General features: G+C 60.6%; 23 protein-coding genes. 15 read left to right on the forward strand and 8 right to left on the reverse strand.

Annotation, left to right across the window (positions count from 1 at the left end; translation table 11 throughout):
• Positions 1-126 precede the first annotated feature (126 nt).
• From PG892_RS07180 to PG892_RS07200, 5 genes are all read right to left on the reverse strand, one after another.
• Positions 127-1,530 carry an AmpG family muropeptide MFS transporter gene (locus PG892_RS07180; protein WP_113977707.1) on the reverse strand — a complete coding sequence of 468 codons (1,404 nt, stop codon included), beginning with the start codon at positions 1,528-1,530 and terminating at the stop codon, positions 127-129.
• 85 nt (positions 1,531-1,615) lie between these two features.
• The gene (locus PG892_RS07185; protein WP_103260660.1) at positions 1,616-1,945 is read right to left on the reverse strand and encodes a hypothetical protein; all 330 of its coding nucleotides are present in this window, start codon (positions 1,943-1,945) and stop codon (positions 1,616-1,618) included.
• A 114-nt stretch (positions 1,946-2,059) separates the two neighbouring features.
• Positions 2,060-2,611 (reverse strand): peptidylprolyl isomerase, encoded by a 552-nt coding sequence (locus PG892_RS07190; protein WP_113977709.1) that lies wholly within the window; start codon positions 2,609-2,611, stop codon positions 2,060-2,062.
• A 14-nt stretch (positions 2,612-2,625) separates the two neighbouring features.
• A complete protein-coding gene (locus PG892_RS07195; RefSeq protein WP_039040711.1) occupies positions 2,626-3,198 on the reverse strand; it encodes a YajG family lipoprotein in 573 nt (190 codons plus the stop codon).
• Positions 3,199-3,222: 24 nt separating this feature from the next.
• On the reverse strand, positions 3,223-4,356 hold the full coding sequence (locus PG892_RS07200; protein ID WP_198497808.1) for a methyltransferase: 1,134 nt from the start codon (positions 4,354-4,356) through the stop codon (positions 3,223-3,225).
• Between the two features lie 207 nt (positions 4,357-4,563).
• Between PG892_RS07200 and PG892_RS07205 the strand changes: the two genes are divergently transcribed.
• The 9 genes from PG892_RS07205 to nqrM all read left to right on the forward strand — a co-directional run bounded on the left by PG892_RS07205 (position 4,564) and on the right by nqrM (position 12,389).
• On the forward strand, positions 4,564-4,872 hold the full coding sequence (locus tag PG892_RS07205; protein WP_010673364.1) for a BolA family protein: 309 nt from the start codon (positions 4,564-4,566) through the stop codon (positions 4,870-4,872).
• Between the two features lie 419 nt (positions 4,873-5,291).
• Positions 5,292-6,635, forward strand: coding sequence for a Na(+)-translocating NADH-quinone reductase subunit A (locus PG892_RS07210; protein ID WP_029313920.1), 1,344 nt, complete (start codon positions 5,292-5,294; stop codon positions 6,633-6,635).
• A 3-nt stretch (positions 6,636-6,638) separates the two neighbouring features.
• Positions 6,639-7,868, forward strand: a complete 1,230-nt coding sequence (locus PG892_RS07215; RefSeq protein WP_010673367.1) for an NADH:ubiquinone reductase (Na(+)-transporting) subunit B — start codon at positions 6,639-6,641, stop codon at positions 7,866-7,868.
• A complete protein-coding gene (locus PG892_RS07220; RefSeq protein ID WP_052816328.1) occupies positions 7,858-8,646 on the forward strand; it encodes a Na(+)-translocating NADH-quinone reductase subunit C in 789 nt (262 codons plus the stop codon). The genes PG892_RS07215 and PG892_RS07220 overlap by 11 nt, the downstream gene beginning before the upstream one ends.
• Complete coding sequence (locus PG892_RS07225) at positions 8,639-9,271, forward strand: NADH:ubiquinone reductase (Na(+)-transporting) subunit D (RefSeq protein WP_005303545.1); 633 nt, start codon at positions 8,639-8,641, stop codon at positions 9,269-9,271. The genes PG892_RS07220 and PG892_RS07225 overlap by 8 nt, the downstream gene beginning before the upstream one ends.
• A gap of 3 nt (positions 9,272-9,274) precedes the next feature.
• Positions 9,275-9,871 carry an NADH:ubiquinone reductase (Na(+)-transporting) subunit E gene (gene nqrE, locus PG892_RS07230; RefSeq protein ID WP_005303538.1) on the forward strand — a complete coding sequence of 199 codons (597 nt, stop codon included), beginning with the start codon at positions 9,275-9,277 and terminating at the stop codon, positions 9,869-9,871.
• Between the two features lie 17 nt (positions 9,872-9,888).
• Positions 9,889-11,112 carry an NADH:ubiquinone reductase (Na(+)-transporting) subunit F gene (nqrF, locus tag PG892_RS07235; protein ID WP_010673369.1) on the forward strand — a complete coding sequence of 408 codons (1,224 nt, stop codon included), beginning with the start codon at positions 9,889-9,891 and terminating at the stop codon, positions 11,110-11,112.
• A 3-nt stretch (positions 11,113-11,115) separates the two neighbouring features.
• Positions 11,116-12,153: an FAD:protein FMN transferase gene (locus tag PG892_RS07240; protein ID WP_029313924.1), complete on the forward strand. Its 1,038-nt coding sequence runs from the start codon at positions 11,116-11,118 to the stop codon at positions 12,151-12,153.
• Positions 12,154-12,164: 11 nt separating this feature from the next.
• Positions 12,165-12,389 carry a (Na+)-NQR maturation NqrM gene (gene nqrM, locus PG892_RS07245; RefSeq protein ID WP_010673371.1) on the forward strand — a complete coding sequence of 75 codons (225 nt, stop codon included), beginning with the start codon at positions 12,165-12,167 and terminating at the stop codon, positions 12,387-12,389.
• Positions 12,390-12,470: 81 nt separating this feature from the next.
• Here the strand turns inward: nqrM and PG892_RS07250 are convergent, their stop codons facing one another.
• Positions 12,471-12,683 carry a hypothetical protein gene (locus PG892_RS07250; RefSeq protein WP_039040708.1) on the reverse strand — a complete coding sequence of 71 codons (213 nt, stop codon included), beginning with the start codon at positions 12,681-12,683 and terminating at the stop codon, positions 12,471-12,473.
• 218 nt (positions 12,684-12,901) lie between these two features.
• Here PG892_RS07250 and dinB point away from each other — a divergent pair, with 218 nt between their 5' ends.
• The 6 genes from dinB to rlmM all read left to right on the forward strand — a co-directional run bounded on the left by dinB (position 12,902) and on the right by rlmM (position 19,529).
• On the forward strand, positions 12,902-13,954 hold the full coding sequence (gene dinB / locus PG892_RS07255) for a DNA polymerase IV (protein ID WP_119197399.1): 1,053 nt from the start codon (positions 12,902-12,904) through the stop codon (positions 13,952-13,954).
• Positions 13,955-14,021: 67 nt separating this feature from the next.
• A complete protein-coding gene (locus tag PG892_RS07260) occupies positions 14,022-16,157 on the forward strand; it encodes a methyl-accepting chemotaxis protein (protein WP_270825281.1) in 2,136 nt (711 codons plus the stop codon).
• Between the two features lie 286 nt (positions 16,158-16,443).
• Positions 16,444-17,364, forward strand: a complete 921-nt coding sequence (locus PG892_RS07265; RefSeq protein ID WP_029313926.1) for a transcriptional regulator GcvA — start codon at positions 16,444-16,446, stop codon at positions 17,362-17,364.
• A 12-nt stretch (positions 17,365-17,376) separates the two neighbouring features.
• Entirely contained in the window at positions 17,377-18,012 is a 636-nt protein-coding gene (locus tag PG892_RS07270) for an alpha/beta fold hydrolase (protein WP_198497806.1), read from the forward strand.
• A gap of 43 nt (positions 18,013-18,055) precedes the next feature.
• Positions 18,056-18,442: a DUF423 domain-containing protein gene (locus PG892_RS07275; RefSeq protein WP_109112117.1), complete on the forward strand. Its 387-nt coding sequence runs from the start codon at positions 18,056-18,058 to the stop codon at positions 18,440-18,442.
• Entirely contained in the window at positions 18,435-19,529 is a 1,095-nt protein-coding gene (gene rlmM, locus PG892_RS07280) for a 23S rRNA (cytidine(2498)-2'-O)-methyltransferase RlmM (protein ID WP_042864272.1), read from the forward strand. The genes PG892_RS07275 and rlmM overlap by 8 nt, the downstream gene beginning before the upstream one ends.
• A gap of 66 nt (positions 19,530-19,595) precedes the next feature.
• Here the strand turns inward: rlmM and PG892_RS07285 are convergent, their stop codons facing one another.
• Positions 19,596-20,039, reverse strand: coding sequence for a hypothetical protein (locus PG892_RS07285; RefSeq protein WP_010673379.1), 444 nt, complete (start codon positions 20,037-20,039; stop codon positions 19,596-19,598).
• Between the two features lie 120 nt (positions 20,040-20,159).
• The gene (locus PG892_RS07290) at positions 20,160-21,167 is read right to left on the reverse strand and encodes an isocitrate dehydrogenase (RefSeq protein ID WP_049636264.1); all 1,008 of its coding nucleotides are present in this window, start codon (positions 21,165-21,167) and stop codon (positions 20,160-20,162) included.
• Positions 21,168-21,300 lie beyond the last annotated feature (133 nt).

Genomic DNA, 21,300 nt, shown 5'->3' on the forward strand with positions numbered 1-21,300 from the left:
TTTCCGTAGCCTGCCCACAAGGAGCGGGAGGGATTCTAGCCAAATAAATTCAACGGATAAACAAGCACCAGGGAACTTTGTCAGGATTTGTGAATCTAATCACCCCCTAAAATGCGCAAACGCTTGCTATTTGTGCGTTTGTGGTGACAAGGTGCTGCCTCGTTTGGCAACCATGATGATCAGGATCATCACCGGAATGCCGAGCAGACTGGTGCCGATGAAGAAGTGGCTGTAGCCGATCTGCTCCACCACGCGACCGGAAAACCCCGCCAGCAACTTGGGCAGCAACAGCATGATGGAGCTGAACAGGGCGTACTGGGTGGCGGAGAAGGCGACGTTGGTAAGACTTGAGAGATAGGTCACAAACGCAGCCGTCGCTATGCCGGCGCTGAGGTTGTCCAGCGAGATGATCAGGGTCAGCAGCTCCAGGTTGTGGCCCACTTCGTTGAGGAGAGCGAACAGCAGGTTGGTGCTGGCGGTCAGCACGGCGCCGAGGAACAGGATGCGCAGGGTACCAAAGCGCATCACCAGCACGCCTCCGAGTGCGGCCCCCACCAGCGTCATGATGACGCCATAGACCTTGGTGATGGTGGCCACTTCCGTCTTGCTGAACTGCAGATCCACATAGAAGCTGTTGGACATCACCCCCATCACCACGTCCGAGATGCGATAGCAGGCGATAAGCCCCAGGATCAGCAGGGCCGAGGAGCCGTAGCGGCGGAAGAAGTCGGCGAAGGGACACCAGATGGCCTCGTAGGTCCAGGCCCCCAGCCCGGCCAGCGTGGGGGACCAACCCCGTGCCAGCAGGGTGGCCTTGTGCGCCATCTGCTGCTCGTCCTGACTCTTGAGATCGATCTGCGGCTCGTGACTCATCAGGGTGGTGAGGATGCCAAGAGACATCAGCCCTCCCATCAGCAGATAGGTGAGCTGCCAGCCGCGATAGTCATAGCCGCTGTTGCTGCCGAGCCAGGCCGCCAGCGCCAGTGCCCCCGCTCCCGCCATGATCATGGCGAGTCGATACCCCGTCATATAGGAAGCGGCCATGGCCGCCTGCAGCCGCTCGGGAGCAGATTCGATGCGATAGGCGTCGATGACGATGTCCTGGGTGGCAGAGGAGAAGGCCACCAGCAGGGCGAAGAGGGCCAGCTGGGCGAGCTGGGTCTTGGGATCGCAATAGGCCATCCCCACCAGGGAGAGGGCGATCAGCACCTGGGAGAACAGCATCCAGCTGCGTCGCCGCCCAAGCAGCCGTGACAGCAGGGGCAGGGGCAGCCGATCCACTAGAGGCGACCACAGCCACTTGAAACCGTAGGCCAGCGCTACCCAGCTCATGTAGCCGATGTCGGTCAGGCTGACATCCGCCTCGCGCAGCCAGAACGAGAGGGTGCCAAAGACCAGCAGCAAAGGCAGGCCGGAGGAGAATCCCATGGCAAACAGGATGAGCACCCGCGCTTCCAGATAGACGGCGAGGGCATCTCGCCAGCGGGTGGCGCGGCCCGGTGTGTGGCTGGGCGGGCGGAGATTGTTCAACTGCCTGACTCCTCTGGGAAAAGGGGGTCATTTTGTCAGGTTCGGCAGGCGTAGCCAAGGCAAGCCGAGGGATGGGCGGCAGGTTTCAGGGGCGCGAGCCGATGCAGTGGTGCGGGCAGGGGCCCTCGTCGGCGAGAAAATTGGCGCAGGCCATGAGTTGCAGACGCAGCGCATCATCACAGAGGAGGTGCTGCTCATCCCACAGGTGCAGGCTGTGAAGCAGATGCCAGAACACTCCTTCCTGTGCGTTGGCGGGGGTTTTGTCCATGGGGATCACACAGAGCGCCTGCCAATGGGAGAGGAGTTGCCAGCTCAAGTCCTCCAGCTGCTGATAGGGAATCTTGCGTGCCAGAAAATGGCGGACCGCCTGGGCCAGCGGGCCGGCGTGTTGGGTTATGTAATCATGACAGGTCACCGGCTCCTCCTTCTGGTTCTGCTCCCCGATGCGTGGCACACATCGGGGAGCAGAGTATAGAAAAAGAGACCGGTGACCCGTTCAGGGACGCGGTGGAATGTGATCCGGGCCGCGTTATTTGTCCGCGAGCAGCACCATTTTCTTCAGGATGATGGGGCTGGTGGGGACGTCGTTGGCACGCAGGATGGAGCTGTAGCCGGTCTGGACCTGGGCCAGTTTGTCCAGCACCTCCATCCCCTTCACGACCTGGCCGAACACGGTGTAACCGGCGCCGGCATTGGCGTTGAGGTTGTCGTTGTCCACCAGATTGAAATAGAACTGGCGAGTGGCGCTGTCGACCGCCTGGGTGCGGGCCATGGCGATGGTGCCGCGCTTGTTGGGCAGGCCGCCTCTGGACTCGTTGACCACGGGATCGAAGGTCGGCAGGGGCTGGAACTGCTGGTTGTAGCCCCCACCCTGCACCACGAAGTTCTGGATCACCCGGTGGAACAGGCTACCGTCATAGCTGCCGTCTGCCACGTAGCGCAGGAAGTTCTTCACGGTCTGGGGCGCCTGTTTGGGGGCCAGCTCCACGACGATGGTGCCATGGTTGGTCTCCATCTGGACTTTTTGACCGGCAAAAGCCAGGGGGGCGATCAGGGTGACCAGTAACCAGAGTTTCTTCATTTATATGTCCTCGCTCAGCTCGGCTGGCCCTTGAGATAACCGCGCAGCGCCTCGTCGGCCATGATCTGCTGCAGCACGCTGCCCAGCTGCTGGTTCAGAGTGGATTCCAGATCGGCCATGCTCGGCTCGCCCGGGCCCTCCTTGCTGGAGGACATGTTGAACTGCTTGGTCAGCTTGCTGCCCTGGAAGTCGGCAATCACCTGCAGGCTGACGCGGGACTTGGTGACATAGGTGAAGGTCTTCTCTTCCACGGTGACGGCGGCAGTGGAGATGGCCAGCGTCAGGTTGGTGGTGCCGCTGTTGCCCACTTCCAGGCCCTGGCTGCGCAGCCCTTCCGCCAGTTTTTCAGCCAGCAGGCTGTTGAGAGGCTGACTGCTGTTTACCAGCACAGGGGCCTTCTCTTTTTTCTTGATGGAGAAGACATAGGCGGCTTCACGCTTGTCCACCCCTTCCATGGTGATGCGGTTGCCGGAGTAGTACTGCTGGTTGGAGGGGATGACTTGCGGGTTGAGCAGGGCGCTCTCGGGCCAGTGAGTAGCACAACCGCCCAATACCAGAGCGGCCAGCAGCAAGAGTGACTTTTTCATCATGGGTTTCCTTTAGCTTTATCTTTAGCGTTTGATGGCTTTCAAAATAACGAATTTGCTGTTCGACGCAACGACTTGTGCGTTGCCAAACAGGCGCTTGAGTTTGTTGTGATAGTCCAGATGACGGTTGCCTACTATCCAGAGTTCGCCCCCCTGAGGCAACACCCGGTGGGCATCGCTGAACATCTGCCAGGCGATGTGATCGGTGATCGCCTGCAACTGATGGAAGGGGGGATTGCAGAGGATCCTGTCCGCTGCCCCGACGGGAACGTCATCGAGACAGTTGTTGACCATGAAGTGGGCACGGGGCAGGGCATCGGGCCGGTTGTGCTCGACGTTGAGCCGTGCGGACGCCACCGCCATCCGGGATTCGTCGATGAAGGTCACCTCCACCTCGCTGTCCCGCGCGAGCAGGGAGAGCCCGAGCACGCCATTGCCACATCCCAGATCGATCACCCTGCGGGCACTGTGGATGGGCAGGTTGTCCAGCATGAAGCGGGCGCCGATATCCAGGCTGGTGCGCGAGAACACGTTGGCATGGTTGTGGATGAGCATGTCGGTGCCTTCCAGCGGCCAGACGGTCGGGAAGGGACTGGTCAGGGACGGGCGCTCGGCGGCCGGGGTGCAATGAATGAGGCGTGCCTTCTTCCAGGCGAGCGAGGTGCGGGTCTCCCCCAGATACTTTTCGAACAGCTTGAGGGTGGAGGTGTGGATGTCCTTGGCCTTGCCGGCAGCAATGATGCGGGTCGCAGGGGTCACGACCCCGCGCAGGGCAAGCAGTTGCTGCTCCAGCAGCGCCTGATACTTGGAGACCTTGATCACCACCAGGGCGGGGGCATCGGGCAGGGGGGCCAGGGCATCCTGCAGGGTTATGGCGTGGGGATCCAGCCCGTTTTCCGCCAGATTGGCCAGGGTGGCCCGCTCGCTGATGTGGGAGTCGGTCACGCAGACGGGGGCGTGGGCATGCAGATAGCCGGCCAGGGCGCCGAAGCCGTCGTTCATGATGATGACGGGGCCGTCAGGTACCTGCTGCGATTCGGCAAGGTGGCTTATCAGATACTCGTCCGCCGCATCCCAGGCCTGCAGGGGGTCCTGGCTCTGCCGTGGGTAACGATACAGGGTCAGGCGGCAGTGGGCCGTGTCGAGCAGGGTTTGCATAGGCAAGAGTCCAACGTGTGATTGATGAATGGCGACCGTCTGCCCCGTGTTGCCCGGCAGCGGTGAAAGTGGCGCTATTCTAGCGGCGGCGGAGAAATTCACCAGTCCGGTGCGGCGAGAGCGAGCGGATCCTTCGTACCTGATGCATCGGGCGCACAACCCTGGCTACAATGGCCGGATATTCAACGAGGAGTCCTTACCGTGAGCATGCAACAACAGATAGAGGCCAAGCTGGCCGCCGCGCTCTCCCCGAGCCACCTGGAAGTGATCAATGAGAGCTACATGCACAGGGTGGCACCGGGCTCCGAAAGCCACTTCAAGGTAGTCGTGGTGAGTCAGGCGTTTGAGGGACAGCGTTTGCTGGGTCGCCATCGTCAGGTGAACGGGGTGCTGGCCGACGAGCTGGCGGGAGCCATTCATGCATTGGCGCTGCATACCTATACCGAATCCGAGTGGCAGGCCAGGGAGCAGGCGCCAAAGACGCCGGGTTGCGTCAGCAAATCCCCCTTTGCGTGAGCCGTTGGACCTTCTGATGGCGCCTTCCTCGGGCCATTAACAGCGCTATCACGAATGGTGTGCCGCCAGGGATGAGGGGTGTAGCATTATTTTTTCTAATCCTTTTCCTTGCGCCTGGAAAATACCTCTATATGGTTAGTTTTGCGAAAAGTCCTTTAAAACCACGGTTTGCAAGGACGTGCGCGAAATATTCAGTGAAGGTTAATTTTGTGATAGGGCGGGGATTTTCCCCATTTGGCGTGGCGGCTAACTCGCCTAAGGTGGTAAACTCAGGCGCTTTTGAATGATCCTGTATGTTGCTGATTTGTTTATTTCTTCGACAGCTTTCCGCGATGTTGACGGGCTCATTCAACAACTCGTCGTGATGTATTTCTCGGCGCTAACCAACCTGTCTTCCCTTAACGGTAGTGCAAGTGAGTATGATTACAATTAAAAGAGGACTGGACATCCCCGTGCTGGGTGCTCCGGAGCAAGTAATCTACGATGGCCCGGCCATCACCCGTGTTGCTACACTCGGCGAAGAGTTCGTGGGGATGCGTCCTACTATGTTTGTCAAAGTAGGTGATCGCGTCATTAAAGGTCAGGAGCTCTTCGAAGATAAGAAGAATCCCGGCGTTAAATTCACGGCCCCTGCCACCGGTGTGGTTTCTGAGATCAACCGTGGTGCCAAGCGTGTTCTCCAGTCCGTCGTCATCGACATCGATGGGTCCGACGAGCAGGTGACCTTTGAGCATTTTGCCTCCGCCGAGCTGGCACAGCTCGAGCGCAGCAAGGTGCAGGAGATCCTGGTCGCATCAGGCCAATGGACCGCGCTGCGTACCCGCCCGTTCAGCAAGGTGCCGGCCGTGGGTTCCACCCCGCGCGCCATCTTCGTCACCGCCATGGACACCAACCCGCTGGCCGCCAGTGCGGAGCTGATCATCAAGGAACAGGCCCAGGCCTTCCTCGACGGTCTGGCCGTGCTGACCCGCCTGACCGATGGTACCGTCCACGTCTGCAAGGGCGAAGCCAGCCTGCCGCACTCCTCCTTGGCCCAGGTCAAGGAAGCCGTGTTCGTCGGTCCGCATCCCGCCGGTCTGCCGGGCACCCACATCCACTTCCTGGATCCGGTCGGTGCCAACAAGGTGCAGTGGCACATCAATTATCAGGACGTGATCGCTTACGGCAAGCTGTTCACCACCGGCCAGATCTTCACCGACAAGGTGATCTCCCTGGCTGGCCCGAACGTCATCAAGCCGCGTCTGCTGCGTACCCGTCTGGGTGCCAGCCTCAGCCAGCTGACCAACAACGAGCTGCGTGCGGACGAAAACCGCATCATCTCCGGTTCCCTGCTGAGCGGTGCCAAGGCCGAAGGGGTCCATGACTACCTGGGTCGCTTCCACAACCAGGTGAGCGTGCTGGGCGAAGGCCGTGAGAAAGAGTTCATGGGCTGGGTCAAACCCAGTGCCAACAAGTTCTCCATCACCCGTACCACCCTCTCTCACCTGATGAAGGGCAAACTCATCAACTTCACTACCACCACCAACGGTAGTGATCGCTCCATGGTGCCTATCGGCAACTATGAGCGTGTGATGCCGCTCGACATCCTGCCGACCCTGCTGCTGCGGGATCTGATCTCCGGTGACACCGACAGTGCGCAGGCGCTCGGATGCCTGGAGCTGGATGAGGAAGATTTGGCGCTCTGTACCTTCGTCTGCCCCGGCAAGACAGAGTACGGCCCCGTCTTGCGTGAGTGCCTGACCAAGATCGAACTGGAAGGTTAAGCGATGAGTTTCAAGCAACTTCTTGAAAATATGGAACATCACTTCGAGCCGGGTGGCAAGTACGCAAAGTACTATGCCCTGTTCGAAGCGGCGTACACCCTGTTTTATACCCCGGGTTCCGTGACCCGCAATGCCGCCCACGTCCGTGATGCGATCGATCTGAAGCGCATGATGATCATGGTGTGGCTGGCTGTGTTCCCGGCCATGTTCTGGGGCATGTACAACGTCGGCAACCAGTCCATCGCCGCCATCGCCCACATGGGCAGCGCGGCCGGTGCCGATTCCTGGCAATACGCCCTGGCCACTCTGTTCGGTGCCTCGCTGGATCCGGCCGTCGCCGGCATCGGCAGCAAGATGCTGATTGGTGCTGCTCACTTCTTCCCGATTTACATCACCGTCTTCATCGTCGGTGGTTTCTGGGAAGTGTTGTTCGCCATGGTGCGCAAGCACGAGATCAACGAAGGCTTCTTCGTGACCTCCATCCTGTTCGCCCTGATCGTGCCGCCCGAGCTGCCCCTGTGGCAAGCTGCCCTGGGTATCACCTTCGGTGTGGTGCTGGCCAAGGAAGTGTTCGGTGGTACCGGCAAAAACTTCCTGAACCCGGCGCTGGCGGGTCGTGCCTTCCTGTTCTTCGCCTACCCGGGTCAAATCTCCGGTGATGCGGTCTGGGTTGCCGTTGACGGCTTCTCCGGCGCAACCGCACTGAGCCAGTGGGCCCAGGGCGGCCAGATGGCGCTGATCAACGGTGCCACCGGTGAAGCCATCAGCTGGATGGACGCCTTCCTTGGCAACCTGCCCGGTTCCATCGGTGAAGTTTCCACCCTGATGATCCTCATCGGCGCAGCCATGATCGTCTACATGCGCATCGCCTCCTGGCGCATCATCGCCGGCGTCATGGTCGGCATGGTCGCGACCTCCCTGCTGTTCAACGTCATCGGTTCCGATACCAACCCCATGTTCAGCATGCCGTGGCACTGGCACCTGGTGTTGGGTGGCTTCGCGTTCGGCATGGCCTTCATGGCGACCGACCCCGTTTCCGCTGCCTTCACCAACAAGGGCAAGTGGTGGTATGGCGCCCTGATCGGCGTGATGGTGGTGCTGATCCGGGTAGTGAACCCTGCATTCCCGGAAGGCATGATGCTGGCCATTCTGTTCGCCAACCTGTTTGCCCCCTTGTTTGACCATTTCGTGGCACAGGCGAACATCAAGCGGAGGATCGCACGTGGCGTTTAATAAAGACTCTACTACCGGCACTCTCGCCGTAGTGACCGGTCTGTGTCTGGTCTGCTCCATCGTGGTCTCCGTGGCCGCCGTGGGTCTGCGTCCGGCCCAGCTGGAAAACAAGGCGCTGGACAAGCAAAGCAACATCCTGTCCGTCGCCGGCGTCGACATCAGCGCCGTGGCCAAGCGTGACCTGGCCCAGCTCTATGGCGACAAGATTGAAGCGCGTCTGGTGGATCTGACCACTGGTGAGTTCGTTGACGGCGATGCCGACAACTTCGACACCAAGGTTGCCGCCAAGGACCCGGCCAAGAGCATCCGTCTGGCCCCGGCCGACGACAAGGCCGGCCTGCGTCAAATCTCCAAACTGATCCCGGTGTTCTTCGCCAAAGATGCCGAAGGCAAGGTCGACAACATCATCCTGCCGATCTACGGCCAGGGTCTGTGGTCCACCATGTACGCCTTCGTAGCAGTCGCGGCCGATGGCCAGACCATCAAGGGCATCACCTACTATGACCACGGTGAAACCCCGGGTCTGGGTGGCGAGATCGAGAATCCGGCCTGGCGCGAGCTGTTCGTCGGCAAGAAGCTGTTCGACCAGAACGGCCAGCCTGCGCTGCGGGTGATCAAGGGCCATGCTCCGGCTGGTTCCGAGCATGAAGTCGACGGCCTGTCTGGTGCAACCCTGACCGGTAATGGTGTACAGCACACCTTCGACTTCTGGATGGGCCCCAAGGGCTTCGGTCCCTTCCTGGCCAAAGTACGTGCAGGAGAAATCAACAATGGCTGACAAGAGCGAAATGAAAAAGTTGCTGTTGACGCCTGTGCTCGGCAACAACCCCATCGCACTGCAGGTGCTGGGTGTCTGTTCCGCGCTGGCCGTTACCAGCCAGATGAAGACGGCGTTCGTGATGACGCTGGCCGTTACTGCGGTCACCGCCTTCTCCAACCTGTTCATCTCCCTGATCCGCAACCAGATCCCGAACAGCGTGCGGATCATCGCCCAGATGGCGGTGATTGCCTCGCTGGTTATCGTGGTTGACCAGGTGCTCAAGGCGTATGCCTATGACATCTCCAAGCAACTGTCGGTGTTCGTCGGCCTCATCATCACCAACTGTATCGTGATGGGTCGTGCCGAAGCCTACGCCATGAAGAGTGCCCCGCTGCCCTCCTTCCTGGACGGTATCGGCAACGGTCTGGGTTATGGCGCCGTGCTGCTGACCGTGGCCACCGTGCGCGAGATCCTGGGTTCCGGCACCTGGTTCGGCATCGAGCTGCTGCCGCTGGTGAACAATGGTGGCTGGTATGTGCCCAACGGCCTGCTGCTGCTGCCGCCGAGTGCTTTCTTCATCATTGGTCTGATCATCTGGGGCGTGCGCACCAAGGATCCCAAGCAGGTGGAGGCGAAGGATTAAGGTATGGAACACTATATCAGTCTGTTGATTCGCTCGATCTTCATCGAGAACCTGGCGCTCTCCTTCTTCCTGGGGATGTGTACCTTCCTGGCGGTGTCCAAGAAGGTCAAGACCGCCATGGGTCTGGGGATTGCCGTTATCGTGGTTCAGACCGTTGCCGTCCCGGCCAACAACCTGATCTACAACTACGTGCTCAAAGACGGTGCCCTGGTATCCGGTCTGGATCTGAGCTTCCTGAGCTTCATCACCTTCATCGGGGTGATCGCGGCCCTGGTGCAGATCCTGGAGATGGCGCTGGACAAGTACTTCCCGGCCCTCTACAACGCCCTCGGTATCTTCCTGCCGCTCATCACCGTGAACTGCGCCATCTTCGGCGGCGTCTCCTTCATGGTGCAGCGTGACTACAACTTCGTTGAGTCCGTGGTCTATGGCGTGGGTTCGGGTGCAGGCTGGATGCTGGCTATCGTCGCGATGGCAGGGATCCGCGAGAAGATGAAATATTCCGATGTTCCGGAAGGCCTGCGCGGCCTCGGCATCACCTTCATCACCGCGGGTCTGATGGCGCTGGGCTTCATGTCCTTCTCTGGTATTTCCCTGTAATCGGAAAGGAAATATAGATGGAAATTATTCTGGGTGTGGTCATGTTCACCGTGATCCTGCTGGCCTTGGTGGCAGTCATTCTGTTCGCCAAGTCCAAGCTGGTGACCGCCGGTGACGTGACAATCAGCATCAACGGCGACCCGGCCAAGGCTGTGACCAGCCCGGCGGGTGGCAAGCTGCTTGGCGTGCTCGCCGGCAGTGGTATCTTCGTCTCCTCCGCCTGTGGCGGCGGCGGCTCCTGTGGTCAGTGCAAGGTGCGTGTGAAATCCGGCGGCGGCGACATCCTGCCGACCGAGCTGGATCACATCAGCAAGGGCGAAGCCCGTCATGGGGAGCGTCTGGCCTGCCAGGTCACCGTGCGTTCCGACATGGACATCGAGCTGCCGGAAGAGATCTTCGGCGTGAAGAAGTGGGACTGTACCGTCATCTCCAATGACAACAAGGCCACCTTCATCAAGGAGCTCAAGCTGCAGATCCCCGATGGCGAGAGCGTGCCGTTCCGTGCCGGTGGTTATATCCAGATCGAAGCGCCTGCCCACCACGTGCAGTACAAGAACTTCGATATTCCCGAGGAGTATCGTGGCGACTGGGATCGCTTCAAGATCTTCGAGCTGGAGTCCAAGGTCAACGAGCCGATCATCCGTGCCTACTCCATGGCGAACTATCCGGAAGAGTTCGGCATCATCATGCTGAACGTGCGGATCGCGACTCCGCCGCCCAGCAACTGGACTGCCCCTCCCGGCCAGATGTCTTCCTACATCTTCAGCCTGAAGGCTGGTGACAAGGTGACCATCTCCGGTCCGTTCGGCGAGTTCTTTGCCAAGGACACCGACGCCGAAATGGTGTTCGTCGGTGGTGGTGCGGGTATGGCGCCGATGCGCTCCCACATCTTCGACCAGCTGCGCCGTCTGAAGACCAAGCGCAAGATGAGCTTCTGGTACGGTGCCCGTTCCAAGCGCGAGATGTTCTATGTCGAAGACTTCGACATGCTGCAGGCCGAGAACGACAACTTCCAGTGGCACGTCGCCCTGTCCGATCCGCAACCGGAAGACAACTGGGATGGCTACACCGGCTTCATCCACAACGTGTTGTTCGAGAACTACCTCAAGAACCACGAGGCGCCTGAGGATTGCGAGTTCTACATGTGCGGGCCTCCCGTGATGAACGCCGCCGTCATCAACATGCTGAAGAACCTCGGTGTTGAAGACGAGAACATCCTGCTGGATGACTTCGGTGGTTAATCCATGCACAGCGTTGTAAAGACCTGGCTAGCCTTCGGGCTAGCCTTTTTCTTGACTGGGTGCGGTCAGGAAACGGTCCAATCGAAGCCGGAGATCCACATCACCGGCAGCACCATGGGTACCTACTACTCCATCAAGGTGGCAGATAGCGCCGTTCAGGATGCCGCCAGGCTGCAAGCCGAGGTCGACGTCTTGCTGGAGCGGGTCAACGATCAGATGTCGACCTATCGCCCGGATTCCGAGCTGTCACGCTTCAACCAGCACAAGAGCAATACTCCTGTGGTGGTTTCCCGCGATACCGCGCGGGTGGTGACCGAGGCCATTCACATTGGCCGCGAGAGCCGTGGGGCGCTGGATGTCACCGTCGGTCCGCTGGTCAATCTGTGGGGCTTTGGGCCGGATGCCAGACCGACCAAGGTGCCGTCCGACGAGCTGATCGCCCAGACCCGGCAGAAGACGGGCCTTGGCAATCTGCATGTGATAACCTCTGCCGATGCCGATACTCTGCAAAAGGACATCCCGGACCTCTACGTGGATCTCTCCGCCATTGCCAAGGGGTTTGGCGTGGACAAGGTGGCCGAGTACCTGGAGTCCCAGGGGGCGCGCAACTATCTGGTGGAGATCGGCGGCGAGCTGCGCATCAACGGCGTCAACGGCAAGGGGCATCCCTGGCGTGTCGCCATCGAGAAGCCGACCGTCAATGCCGGTTCCGTACAGGAGGTGATCCTGCCCGGTGACAACGGGGTGGCCACCTCGGGCGAGTACCGCAACTATTACGAGCTGGACGGCAAGCGCTTCTCCCACACCATGGATCCGCTGACGGGCAAGCCCATCCAGCACCGCCTGGTGTCGGTGACCGTCATCCACCCCTCCTGCATGACTGCAGACGGGTTGGCGACCGTGTTCATGGTCATGGGGCCGGAGAAGAGCCTGGCCTATGCCAAGGAACGGGGGCTGGCCATCTTCACCATCACCAAGACGGATGACGGGTTCGAAGAGGCCTATTCGGATGCCTTCAAACCATATCTGGTCAAGAAGTAAGGGGTAACTACATGCAGATCTTTCTGATCACCTTCGGGGTGTTTCTGATGGTCGTGGTGGCCATGGCCATCGGCTACATTTTCCAGCGCAAGTCCATCTCCGGCTCCTGTGGCGGCCTGGGTTCCATCGGGATCGAGAAGGAGTGCGACTGCCCCGAGCCTTGTGACAACCGCAAGAAGAAGATGGCCAAAGAAGAGGCCCGTCGCAAGATGCTGGTGGACAACCGCATCATCTAACGGTGGATATCGCTCTGAAGGCAGCCTTGCAACGAAACGAGCCGACCCCTGGGTCGGCTCGTTTTTATATGTGGCATGGGGTCAGTAGTCATATTGGCTGCATGCCTTTGCCTTGAACTCTTTCTTTCGCTTTGCCAGCTCTTCCCTGGTGCCCAGTTCATCTCCCTGCCTGATGGCGGTTTCCAGTATCTCGATGCGCTTGTACAGCCAGCTGCATTCGGCTGTCGGGTGATCCTTGGCCATGGTCGCTAGCGGCAACAGCAGCAGGCAGAGCCCCGCCCGGATGATGCTCATGCTTCTCCTCCTTGAGTCTCGTGTGGATGTGGCCTTGAGAGTCTATGCCGCCGCGCCCGCGCGCAGACTGGCAGAAATGACAGGCTTGGGGTAGCATGGAACGTCCAACTGGTTATCCATACAGTATTTTTGGCGTTCGACATGTCTCCTCGCCGGATGCCCAGGGTCTATCCCTATGATCTGTTCGGGAGGCTGTCGACACAGCAACAGACACGGCCATGCGCAAGATCATTCACATCGACATGGACTGCTTCTTCGCCGCGGTGGAGATGCGGGACAACCCGGCCCTCAGGGAGGTGCCGCTCGCCATTGGTGGCGCCGCCGACCGACGCGGGGTCATCTCCACCTGCAACTACGTGGCGCGCCGCTTTGGGGTGCGCTCCGCCATGCCGAGCGCCCTGGCCAGAAAGCTTTGTCCGCCATTGGTGCTGATCCCCGGGCGGATGGCCGTCTACAAAGAAACTTCGCGCCAGTTGCGCGCCATCTTCCTGCGCTACACCGAGCAGGTGGAGCCGCTCTCCCTCGATGAAGCCTATCTCGACGTGACCCAGAGTCCCCGCTGCGGTGGCAGCGCCACCATGATGGCGGCGGAGATCCGCGCCGCCATCAGCGCCGAGCTTGGGTTGACTGCCTCGGCCGGTGTGGCGCCGAACAAGTTTCTGGCCAAGCTCGCCTCGGAGCAGCGCAAGCCTGACGGCCTGTTCGTCATCCGCCCCCAGGAGGTGGACGAGTTCGTGCGTCAGCTCCCTCTTGGCAAGTTGCCCGGCATCGGCCGCAAGACGGCAGAGCGGCTGGAGTCCCTCGGGCTGTATTCGTGCGAAGATGCCCGCCAGCTCGGCAACGAGGAGCTGATCGCCCGTTTCGGCAAGCTCGGGGAGATGCTGGCCGGCCGCATCTGGGGGCATGACGATCAGCCGGTGCAGGCCAGGCGGGTGCGCAAGAGCATCGGTGTGGAGACGACGCTCGCCAGCGACGTGCTGGACGAGGACGCCTGCTGGCAGGTGCTTAGCCGGCTCATTCCCGAGCTGGAGCAGCGTTTTGCCAAGGCCTGCCCTGCGGAGATGCTGATGGGGCAGGGGATCAAGCTGAAGTTTGCCGATTTTCACCAGACCACCGTTTATCGCAAGGGGAGTTATCAGGCGGCCCGCTTCCACGATCTGCTGCACGAGGGACTGCAACGGGCTCAAGGAAAGCCCATTCGCCTGCTCGGTCTGGTCGTTGGTTTGCCCGGAGCGGGTGAAATCAATCAATTAAGCCTGGATTTCTGCTGATTTAGTTAAGTTTTTGTATCCAAAACCGATATAGTGTTCACATCTGTAGACGTTAGGAAATAGTGGCATGGGTTCTCTTTCTGTTCAGGGACGGATCACCCTGATCGCCGGTTGCTGTCTGCTGGCCAGTGCCGTCGCGCTGGTGGCTTCTTCTCTTTTCAACGCGGCCCGCATGCAGGAGCAGGTGCTCACCTCCACCACCCTGGAGGGGCAGCACGCGGCAGAAAACTGGATGCAGGCCATGGGAGCGACCCAGGCAGCCCGGGTGACCAGCTACCTCGATGAGGCTTACTTCAGGGCGACCCTGCTTGCCGAGGGTATCTTGTTCCAGCGCAAGAACGCGGCCGACAACTTCGTTCACTCCGAGGCGCTGCGCAATGCCGTCAACCAGCAGTTGCAGGATGCGGCGGAGTCGTCAGCGAACCTGCTCGGTGTCTATGCGGTATTCGAACCCAACCAGCTCGACGGGGAGGATGACAACTATCAGGGGTCGACGGCGCTCGGGGCCAACGACAAGGGGCGTTTCTCCAGCTATTGGGCCAGGGTCGATGGCAAGGTGACCCTGGAGGTGATGGACGAGGCGATACTGGCCAACGACAAGCCCTCCGGACACGGCGGCCTTGAGAACGACTGGTACAGTTGCAGCATCCGCAGCAAGGCGCTCTGTCTGCTCGAACCCTATGTGGACGAGGTGGGGACCCAGCAGGTGTTGATGACCTCGGTAACCGTGCCGCTGCTGGACCAGGGCTCCCTGCTTGGCATGGTGGGGGTCGACATCTCCCTGGGGACCCTGCAGAGCCTGGTGGAAGAGATGGGCCGGACCCTCTACAAGGGGCAGGGCAAGGTGCTTCTGCTCAGCAGTGAAGGGCGGGTGGCCGGCGTGGAAGGGTTCCCCGTCGCCCTTGGCAATCTGCTGGAGCAGCAAGGGCTGGCGCAGGATCTCAAGGGGTGGCTGACCAAGGGAGATGTGGTGACGCGCTGGAGCCCGGATGGCGCACTGTTGCAGACCTTCGTGCCGGTCAGCATGCGCGGTACGGATCGCAAGTGGGGCACCTATATCGAGCTGCCCCGCGCCGTGGTGCTCGCCTCGGCCCTGCAACTGCAAGGGGAGCTTGAGGATCAGGCCCAGCGCATCGTGGCCACCCAGCTCACGATAGGTGGCGGGATTTCGGCGCTCGCCCTGCTCTGCATCTGGCTGATGGCCCAGCGCATCGTGGCGCCCATCCGTGCCGTGGTGGCACGCCTCAAGGACATCGCCAGCGGGGAGGGGGATCTCACCCAGCGCATCGATCTGCGCAGGGATGACGAGATAGGCGAGCTGGCCAAGTGGTTCAACAACTTCCTGGACAAACTGCAATCCACCATCAGCCAGGTGATCGACACCGTTGCGGGCACTCGGGCCAGTGCGGCCCTGGCGGCGCAAGGGGCAGCCCGTACCAGCGCCGGCATGCAGTCCCAGTATCAGGAGGTGGATCTGGTGGCGACCGCGTTTGAAGAGTTGAGCGCTACCGCCCTGCAGGTCGCCGGCAATGCCAATGCGGCGGTGGCGGCGGCCGATGAGGCCGACACGGCGGCTCAGGAGGGCAAGTCCGTGGTGGCGCAGACCCAGGAGGCCATGTCCAGACTGATGACGGTGATAAGCGACGCCAAACCAGTGGTGGAACACCTCTCCGCCAACAGCGACAACATCAACGACATCCTGGTGGTGATCCAGGGGATTGCCGAGCAGACCAACCTGCTTGCCCTGAACGCGGCCATCGAGGCGGCCCGAGCCGGTGAGCAGGGGCGCGGTTTTGCGGTGGTCGCCGACGAGGTGCGCAACCTGGCGGGCCGAACCCAGAACGCCATCGTCGAGATCCAGAACCTCATCGGCCAGTTGCAGTCGGGGACGGAGGCGGTGGTGAAGGCGATCCTGACCGGTCATCACCAGGCGGATCTGACCCTCACCAAGGTGGAGCAGTCGGTCAGCGTGCTGGAGCAGATCATCCAGGCTGTCGGCACCATCCACCAGATGAACGAGCAGATCGCGAGGGCCGCGCAGGAGCAGAGCGGAGTGGCGGACGAGATCAATCGCAACGTCAGCAACATTCGCGATGTGAGCCATACCATTCGGGCGGAAGCGGCGACCTCCGCTGACAACGGGCGCGAGCTGTCGCAACTGGCGGACAAGCAGCTGCAACTGGTGGGCCAGTTCCGGGTGTAGGGGAGGATAAGAAAAAAGGCGCCATCCAACCGGAGGCGCCAAACACATTCAGATGACAGACTGGGTTAAATCGACCTGATTTAGCCCTTCTTCCCGCAGAGGAAGAAACACAACACCACAATCACTGTCGACTCACTCACAAAAACCACATGTAAACCAACATGGAAGAGAAGGTGTGAGCCATATGACAACGAATTGCGTGGCGAATTATGTTTATTCACTGGTCGACCCGCAACCGACAATTTATAATGCGCCCCATTAGAAAAATTCATCGTCGGCCGATTCCATGTCTCGTCGTTTACCTCCGCTCAATGCACTGAAAGCGTTTGAAGCCGCGGCTCGTCACTTGAGCTTTACCCGCGCAGCAGAAGAGCTGTTCGTGACCCAGGCAGCCATCAGCCACCAGATCAAGGCGCTGGAGGAGTATCTCGGCATCAAGCTGTTTCGCCGCAAGAATCGCTCCCTGCTACTGACCGAGGAGGGGCAGAGCTACTTCCTCGATATCAAGGACATCTTTGCCTCCATCTCCGAGGCGACTGACAAGCTGCTGGCCCGCAGCGCCAAGGGGGCGCTCACCGTCTCCCTGCAGCCGAGCTTCGCCATCCAGTGGCTGGTGCCCCGCCTGGTCAAGTTCAGCGAACGCCACCCGGACATCGATGTGCGGATCAAGGCGGTGGACATGGACGAGGGCTCCCTCACCGACGACGTGGACGTGGCCATCTACTACGGCCGCGGCAACTGGCCGGGGCTGCGCTCGGACAAGCTGCACACCGAGTACCTGATCCCGGTCTGCTCCCCCCTGCTGCTGACCGGCCCCAAGCCCCTGCGCACCCCGGACGATCTGACCCGTCACACCCTGCTGCACGACACCTCCCGGCGCGACTGGAAGGCCTGGTTCCGCCAGCTCGATATCGACGCGCCCAATGTCAATCAGGGGCCCATCTTCAGCCACTCCACCATGGTGATCCAGGCGGCGATCCACGGTCAGGGGGTGGCGCTCGGCCACAGCGTGCTGGCCCAGCCGGAGATCGAGGCGGGGCGTCTCATCTGCCCGTTCGAGCAGGTGCTGGTGAGCAAGAACGCTTTCTATCTGGTGTGTCAGGAGCAGCAGTCCGATCAGGGCAAGATAGTGGCTTTTCGCGACTGGATGCTGGAACTGGTCGAGCAGGAAGAGGCCCGCAGGCGTGCCCGCCTTGCCGATGCCTGAGGAGTTGACCTGGTGACTGACCTGACAAGAGAGGGGGCGAGTGACGCCCCCGTTCGCATTCTGCTGGCCCACGGCGCGGGGGCGGGCATGGAGCACAGCTTCCTGGCCGAGTTGTCGCGACTGCTGGCGGGGCCGGAGATCGAGGTGGTGCGCTTCAACTTCCCCTACATGACCAAACGGGCTCAGGACGGCAAACGCAGGCCGCCGGACAGACAACCCGTGCTGCTGGCTCACTGGCGCGAGATGGTGCGCCAGTTTGCCCATCCCCGGCTGTTTCTGGCGGGCAAGTCCATGGGGGGAAGGATGGCGGCCGAGCTATTTTGCGAGGGGGGCGACAAGATGAATGCTGCAGGATTGATCGTTCTCGGGTATCCTTTCCACCCCCCGGCCAAGCCCGACGCATGGCGGGGCGAGGTGCTCAAGCAGATCACGACGCCCACGCTGCTGCTGCAGGGGGAGCGCGATACCTTCGGTTCCCGCGCCGAGCTGGCCGATTTCCCCTTCTCACCCGCCGTATCGGTCCACTGGCTGACCGACGGGGATCATGGTTTCAAACCGAGAAAGGCGAGCGGCATGAGTGAGCAGGAGAACCTGCGCCTGGGTGCGGAGCGGATCAAGGGTCTTATCGCGGCGGTGGGCCGCTCCTGACCATCTCGAGCGGGTCGAGAGAAGAAGCGTGCAAGGAGAGAAGATGCAGATCCAACGACATTGGCTGGTGCTGGCAGGTTTCTTCGGCCTGACGGCCACCATGCTCGGGGCCTACGGCGCTCATGGGCTGGCGGCGACCGGCATCGCCCCTTCGTTGCTGGCGGCGTTCAACACCGCCGTGCAATACCAGTTTTTCCACGCCCTGGCCCTGCTGGTGCTGGGGTTGTGCGGCGTGCGCGGCAAGGTGATCACCTTCGCGGGCGCCGTCTTTGTGCTGGGGATCCTGGGATTCTCCGGCAGTATTTACGCCATGGTGCTGCTTGGCAGCAAGGGGCTGGGGCTCATCACCCCGGCCGGTGGCCTCTGTTTTATGTTGGGATGGGCGGCTCTGATGTGGGTCGGCTGTCGTCTTGGAGGAAAGAATGAATAATCTGCTGCTTTATTGCCGCCCGGGTTTTGAGAAAGAGGCGGCGGCAGAGATCACCGAGCGTGCCGGCAACATGCAGTGCTACGGCTTTGCCCGGGTCAAGGACGACAGCGGCTATGTGATCTTCGAGTTGTATGACGAGGAGCAGGCCGATCTGCTGGCGCGCAAGCTGCCGTTCCGCGAGCTCATCTTCATTCGCCAGATGCTGGTGGTGACCCACGAGCTGAAAGATCTGGAAATAAGCGATCGGGTCTCTCCCATCCTGGAGGCGGCGAGTGGCTACGCCATTTGCGGGGATCTGCGGGTGGAGACGGCCGACACCAACGAGGCGAAGGAGCTCTCCGCCTTCTGCCGCAAGTTCACCGTGCCGCTTCGCCAGGCGCTGCGCAGCAACGAGATCCTGACCAAGAAGGAGACCCCGAACCGTCCCGTGTTCCACGCCTTCTTCCTGGCCAACGACCACCTGATGCTGGGGTACTCCTACTCCTTCAACAACTCTGCCTTCCACATGGGGATCCCGCGCCTGCGATTCCCGGCCGATGCCCCGAGCCGCTCCAGCCTCAAGCTGGAAGAGGCGTTCTACGTCTTCGTGCCGAAGGAAGAGTGGGACTTGCGCCTGTGCTCCGGCCTGAAGGCCGTGGATCTTGGTGCCTGCCCGGGTGGCTGGACCTATCAGCTGGTGCGTCGCGGCATGATGGTGACGGCGGTGGACAACGGCATGATGGCCCAATCCCTGATGGACACAGGTCAGGTGAAGCACATCCGTGACGATGGTTTCGTGTGGCGGCCGAGCAAGAAGAATACCTACTGGCTGGTGTGCGACATGGTGGACAAACCGGCGCGAGTGACCCACATGGTGGCCGACTGGTTCAGGGAGAACGACTGTCAGGAAGCCATGTTCAACCTCAAGCTGCCGATGAAGAAGCGCTACGCCGAGGCGGTGCACAACATCGAGGTGTTGCGCGGACTGCTGGCCGAGATCGACAGCGGCTTCATCATTCAGGCCAAACAGCTCTATCACGATCGCGAAGAGATCACGGTGCACGTCTACAACAAGTTCTGGGTCTCCAAGTTGTCTCCCAAGTCCTGAAGCAGCATCGGGAACAGGGCATGAAAAAACCGGACGGTGACGTCCGGTTTTTTTGTGTCTGGGCCATCAGAAGCGGTAGTCCAGACGCATCATGGACTCGTCGTCGGTGATCTTCAGCTCAATTTGCAGGGGAATGGTCTTGTCACTGGGGTTGAACTGCATCTTGACGCCATCCCCGCGAAGCTTGACCGAGGTGTTGATGCCGCCAGCGTTGAACTTGATCCTGGGCTTTTGCTTTTCGAAGGAGAGGCTGACGCTCTTCTCTGCCGTGAGGTTCAGTTTCTGATAGGGGGTGATCTGCCGATTACCGTTGCTGTCGGTGGTGATATCCACCCCCAGGGAGAGCGGCTTGGGCTGTTTGAGCAGATCGTTGGTATCCAGGGTGGATTGCCAGGTCTGCTTGGCTGGCGCCTCGTGCTGGGGAGGCGGCGTCAACCAGGCATTGTCGACTGGCCTGTCTAATGCCGTGGCACTGCTGCTGACAATCAGCAAGATGAAAGTAGCACGCATGGTGGATCTCCTTATCCCTCATATCAACATAGTATTCATCTGGCGAGGGAGGTAGGGAGGCGTTGGCATAAAACAAAGGGAGCCGAAGCTCCCTTTTAAAATCATATGGTTGGATTCTATTTATAGACGGTCGATGATGGCCTGGGTGAATTCGCTGGTGGACGCTGTGCCCCCCAGGTCACGGGTCACCCGATCGCCGGACTCGATGGTCGTCCGCACGGCCTCGCGAATGCGCTCCGCCTTGTCCTGCATGCCGAGATACTCCAGCATCTGGATGGAGGCGAGGATCACCGAGGTGGGGTTGGCGATGTTCTTGCCGGCGATGTCCGGCGCAGAGCCGTGTACCGCTTCGAAGATGGCGGCCCCTTCACCGATGTTGGCGCCTGGCGCCATGCCCAGCCCCCCCACCAGACCGGCACAGAGATCCGAGAGAATGTCGCCGAACAGGTTGGTGGTGACCATCACATCGAAGCGCTCCGGGTACATCACCAGGTTCATGCAGGCGGCGTCGACGATCATCTCCTCGTTCTGGATGTCCGGGTAGCGGGCCGCGACCTGACGGGCCACTTCCAGGAACAGGCCGGAGGTGGACTTGAGGATGTTGGCCTTGTGGATGATGGTGACCTTCTTGCGTCCTTCCTGGCGCGCGAGCTCGAAGGCGAAGGTGACGATGCGCTCGGCCCCTTCCCGGGTGATGATGCTCATCGCCTCGGCGCTCTGGTTGTCATCGCTGCGCTTCTGGCCGGCACCGGAGTACATGCCTTCGGTGTTTTCGCGCACCGTGATGATGTCGATGTTGTCGTAACGGCTCTTGGTGCCCTTGAAGGAGAGGACGGGGCGCACGTTGGCGTAGAGATTGAACTTCTTGCGCAGGGAGACGTTGATGGAGGTGAAGCCGCCGCCTACCGGAGTGGTGAGCGGGCCTTTCAGGCTGACCTTGTTCTTCTCGATCAGATCGAGGGTGGCCTGGGGCAGCAGCTCGCCATGTTTTTCCAGGGCTACCAGACCGGCGTCTGCGTATTCGTAGTCGAAGTCACAACCCGCGTGGGTCAGGATCTGGATGGCGGATTCGATGATGCTGGGGCCGATGCCGTCGCCCGGGATGACGGTAATCTTTCTTTTTGACATGAGGCGTATCCACTTCTAGGGAACAGAGGGGGAGGATTCGTCGGCTTTATACCATTTTTGCACCACATCCTCCATGTTTCTTTACATTTTACCCATTTATGTCAACAGGTACGGCCTGTCTTGGGAAATGGTG

Origin of the sequence: Aeromonas sp. QDB68 (assembly GCF_027707405.1) — a bacterium.
GTDB lineage: Bacteria > Pseudomonadota > Gammaproteobacteria > Enterobacterales > Aeromonadaceae > Aeromonas > Aeromonas caviae.